We start from the raw sequence: 4075 nt of genomic DNA, 5'->3' as shown, positions 1-4075 counted from the left end.
TTTGACGAATAGCTGGTCAACTCCATGTCACGGCGGCGGAAAGCGTCGCGGCGTAACGTGGAAAGTGAAGCGTATGAATTCCGCACGCGGAGCGGCCCTGCCGCTCGAGGCCCTCGCAACGGTGCGGGCGAGCGGCGGCGTCAACATCGCGCGTTTCGCTGTCCATGGTTCGACGATGCGGAAGTGACGATGAGGACACATCCATGACGTGCAGGGCAAGCAAACGAACGTGGCGTACCTTCGTGGTCCGCGCGCTGTCGTTTACGGCCGCCGCGGCCCTGACGCTCAATCCGGCGCTCGCACCGGTCTTGGCCGCCGAATATCGCGCGCCAGCCCCGGTCGCAGCCGACGGCCAGATCAATGCCCGTTTCCTGCCGCTCGGCATCGGCAAATCCATCGTCATCGACCTGCCGCGCGAGATCAAGGACGTGCTGGTCGGCGACCCGAAGATCGCCAACGCCGTGATCCGCTCGTCGCAGCGCGCCTACATCATCGGCGCCGCGGTCGGCCAGACCAACATCGTGTTCTTCGACGCCAGCGGCCAGCAGATCGCGGCCTATGACATCGCCGTCACGCGCGATCTCAACGGCGTGCGCGCGGCCCTGAAGCAGACGCTGCCGGACGCCGACATCAGGATCGAGGGCGTCGGCGACGGCGTGATCCTGAGCGGCTCGGCGGCAACCCCGATCGAGGCGCAGCAGGCCGGCGACATCGCGGCAAGACTGACCGGCGGCGCCGACAAGGTCGTCAACTCGATCGTGGTCCGCGGCCGCGACCAGGTGATGCTGAAGGTGACGGTCGCCGAGGTCGCGCGCTCGATCATCAAGCAGATGGGCATCGATCTCACGACCAGCCTGAACTACGGCACGGCCGTGGTCAACTTCTCGAACGCCAACCCGTTCACCGCGCTCGGCCGCCCGCTGGTCGCCAACAACACCACCATCGGGCAGTTCGGCACCACGTCGACGGTGCAGGCGACGCTGCGCGCGATGGAGAGCGCCGGCGTGGTGCGCACGCTTGCCGAGCCGAACCTCACCACCATCTCCGGAGAATCGGCGACCTTCGTCGCCGGTGGCGAGTTCCCGATCCCCGGCGGCTATTCCTGCGATCCCACCACCCATGTCTGTACCACGCAGATCAGCTACAAGAAGTTCGGCGTCTCGCTCAACTTCACGCCCGTCGTGATGACCGAAGGCAAGATCAGCCTGCGCGTGATGACGGAAGTGTCGGAGCTGTCGAATGACAACGCGCTCACGATCTCGCAATCGGTCACCTCGACGACCGTCAACTCGGTCACCATTCCCTCGATCAAGACCCGCCGCGCGGAAACCACGCTGGAAATTCCCTCCGGCGGCTCGATGGCGATGGCCGGCCTGATCCAGGACCAGACCAAGCAGGCGATCAACGGCTTCCCGGGACTGATGCAGTTGCCCGTGCTCGGCTCGCTGTTCCGCAGCCGCGACTACATCAACAACCAGACCGAGCTGATGGTGCTGGTGACGCCCTATATGGTCCGGGCGGTCGCGCAGAAGGACCTGGCGCGCCCCGACGACGGCTTTGCCGCCTCGTCCGATCCGCAGGCTGACCTGCTCGGCAACATCAATCGCATCTATGGCGTGCCCGGTCGCGCCGAGCAGCCGGCCCGCGCCTATCGCGGCACCTACGGCTTTATCACCGACTGACGCGGGGCGAGGATTTGAAACCGATGACAACCAGCACCGCCCGCAACCGCAAGCGCACGCTCAGCATGGCGGCCCTCGCCGGCGCAGCCCTCGCGCTCGGTGCCTGCAACCACACGAGCGAAGTCGCGACCACGGCGGGGATCCCCGACGACTATCGCCAGCGTCACCCGATCGCGATCCAGGAAGCCAACCAATCCATGGTCGTGTTCGTCGGCCAAGGCCGCGGCGGCCTGTCGGCGAGCCAGCGCGCCGACGTGATGTGGGTGGCGCGGAGCTGGAATCGCGAAGCAACCGGCGCCATCAACGCCTATGTGCCCATCAATACGCCCAACGCACGCGCCGCCGCCTATTCCTTCCAGGAGATCCAGGCGCTGCTTTCGGCCGCGGGCGTGCCGCCGAAGGGGCTCATGGTGCATCATTATCATCCCGAGGACCCGCAGGAGATGGCGGCGATTCGCCTGACCTATCCGAAGCTGTCCGCCGTCGCCGGCCCCTGCGGGCTCTGGCCGGACGACATCGGGCCTTCGATCAAGAACAAGGGCTATCACGAGAACAAGCCCTACTACAATTTCGGCTGCGCCTATCAGCGCAACCTCGCCGCCATGGTCGACAATCCGTCCGATCTGGTGCAGCCGCGTCCGGAAACGGCGCCCTACACCATCCGGCGCACGGCAGCCTTCGAGAAATATCGCAAGGGCAGCACCACCACCACCGTCTATCCCGAGGCCGACAAGGCCAAGCTCAGCGAACTCGGCAAATGATCAGCTACGCCCGCCAGAACAGCGAAGACGAGCCGGCTGTCGCGCCGCCGCCGGCAGAGGACCACATCGCGCCGGCACCGCGCGTGTCGGTGCAGGCCTTCTGCGAGACCGTGGAAACTGCGGCTGCGGTCCAGTCGGCGGGCGAAGACCGCCGGCTTGGCAAGGCGCATCTGAAAATCCAGATGGGCGGCCTGCCCGCGGCGGCCGAGGCCTACCGCTCGGCTCCCACCCCGAACGTCATCGTGATCGAGACCGACGGACGCGGCGATATTCTCGGCGGCCTGGACCAGCTCGCCACCGTCTGCGATTCCGGCACCCGCGTCGTGGTGATCGGCCGCATCAACGACGTCGGCCTCTATCGCGAGCTGGTGCGACGCGGCGTCAGCGACTACGTCATCGCTCCGGTCAACACGCTGGACGTGGTTCGCTCGATCTGCAACCTGTTCTCGGCGCCGGAGGCGAAATCCGTCGGCCGCATCATCGCGGTCGTCGGCGCCAAGGGCGGGGTCGGCGCCTCCACCATCGCCCACAACGTCGCCTGGGCGATCGCGCGCGATCTGGCGATGGATTCGGTCGTCGCCGATCTCGACCTCGCATTCGGCACCGCCGGCCTCGACTACAATCAGGATCCGCCGCAAGGCATCGCCGACGCCGTGTTCTCACCCGACCGCGTCGATACCGCCTTCATCGACCGCCTGCTGTCGAAATGCACCGACCATCTGAGCCTGCTCGCGGCGCCCGCGACGCTGGATCGGGTGTACGATTTCGGCGTCGAAGCCTTCGACGCGATCTTCGACACGCTGCGCACCACGATGCCCTGCATCGTGCTGGATGTCCCCCATCAATGGTCGGGTTGGACCAAGCGCGCGCTGGTCGGCGCCGACGACATCCTGATCGTGGCGGCGCCCGATCTCGCCAACCTGCGCAACACCAAGAACATCTTCGACCTCCTGAAGGCCTCGCGGCCCAACGACCGGCCGCCGCTCTATTGCCTGAACCAGGTCGGCGTGCCGAAGCGGCCCGAGATCAACGGCAGCGAGTTTGCGAAGGCGATCGAGAGCCATCCGATCGCAACCATTCCCTTCGAGCCGCAGATTTTCGGCTCGGCCGCCAACAACGGCCAGATGGTCGCGGAAATCGCCGCCAATCATCGCACCATCGAGATGTTCCTGCAGATCGCGCAGCGCCTGACCGGGCGCAGCGAGACCAAGAAACCGCGGGGCTCGATCCTGTCGCCCCTGATCGACAAGCTGCGCGGCAAGTAGCCTAGGCCTGGAGTACGTTCGTGTTTGGCAAGCGTGCCGGAGAAGATACCAGGGCTCCCAAGCCCACCCCGAGCGCGCCGGAGCCGGTCGCCGCCGCGGCGCCCGCGGCTGCGCGTCCGGCGCCCCCGCCGCCGGTCGCAGCCCCGCCGCTCGCGCCGAGCCGGCCGCCCCCGCCGCCCGCCGTCGAAACCCGGCATTCCGACAACTACTACCAGGTCAAGGCCACGATCTTCGGCGCTCTGATCGAGGCGATCGACCTCGCCCAGCTCGCCAAGCTCGACGGCGAATCGGCGCGCGAGGAAATCCGCGACATCGTCAACGAGATCATCGCGATCAAGAACATCGTGATGTCGATCGCCGAGCAGGA

3 protein-coding genes and 1 pseudogene are annotated in these 4075 nt (G+C 66.6%); all 4 read left to right on the top strand.

Going from position 1 to position 4075, the window contains the following annotated elements; all coding sequences use genetic code 11:
• Nucleotides 1-203 precede the first annotated feature (203 nt).
• Nucleotides 204-1682, top strand: coding sequence for a type II and III secretion system protein family protein (locus JOY90_RS31090; RefSeq protein WP_291694918.1), 1479 nt, complete (start codon nucleotides 204-206; stop codon nucleotides 1680-1682).
• 23 nt (nucleotides 1683-1705) lie between these two features.
• Nucleotides 1706-2443, top strand: coding sequence for a CpaD family pilus assembly protein (locus JOY90_RS31085; RefSeq protein WP_291694917.1), 738 nt, complete (start codon nucleotides 1706-1708; stop codon nucleotides 2441-2443).
• Nucleotides 2440-3708 carry an AAA family ATPase gene (locus JOY90_RS31080; protein ID WP_291694916.1) on the top strand — a complete coding sequence of 423 codons (1269 nt, stop codon included), beginning with the start codon at nucleotides 2440-2442 and terminating at the stop codon, nucleotides 3706-3708. Before JOY90_RS31085 ends, JOY90_RS31080 begins: the two co-directional genes overlap by 4 nt.
• Nucleotides 3709-3728: 20 nt before the next feature.
• Nucleotides 3729-4075, top strand: a pseudogene (locus JOY90_RS31075) (CpaF family protein); the annotation flags it as partial.

The sequence above is a fragment of the Bradyrhizobium sp. genome, assembly GCF_019242285.1.
In the GTDB taxonomy this organism is placed as follows: domain Bacteria; phylum Pseudomonadota; class Alphaproteobacteria; order Rhizobiales; family Xanthobacteraceae; genus Bradyrhizobium.
The sequence above is the reverse complement of the archived record's forward strand: the minus strand, read 5'-3'. Positions and strand labels throughout refer to the sequence as shown.

What these genes read in the sequence shown, in the direction of transcription:
- JOY90_RS31090 (WP_291694918.1), top strand. Translation starts at nt 204, where the DNA reads ATGACGTGCAGGGCAAGCAAACGAACGTGGCGTACCTTCGTGGTCCGC.
- JOY90_RS31080 (WP_291694916.1), top strand. Translation starts at nt 2,440, where the DNA reads ATGATCAGCTACGCCCGCCAGAACAGCGAAGACGAGCCGGCTGTCGCG.
- JOY90_RS31085 (WP_291694917.1), top strand. Translation starts at nt 1,706, where the DNA reads ATGACAACCAGCACCGCCCGCAACCGCAAGCGCACGCTCAGCATGGCG.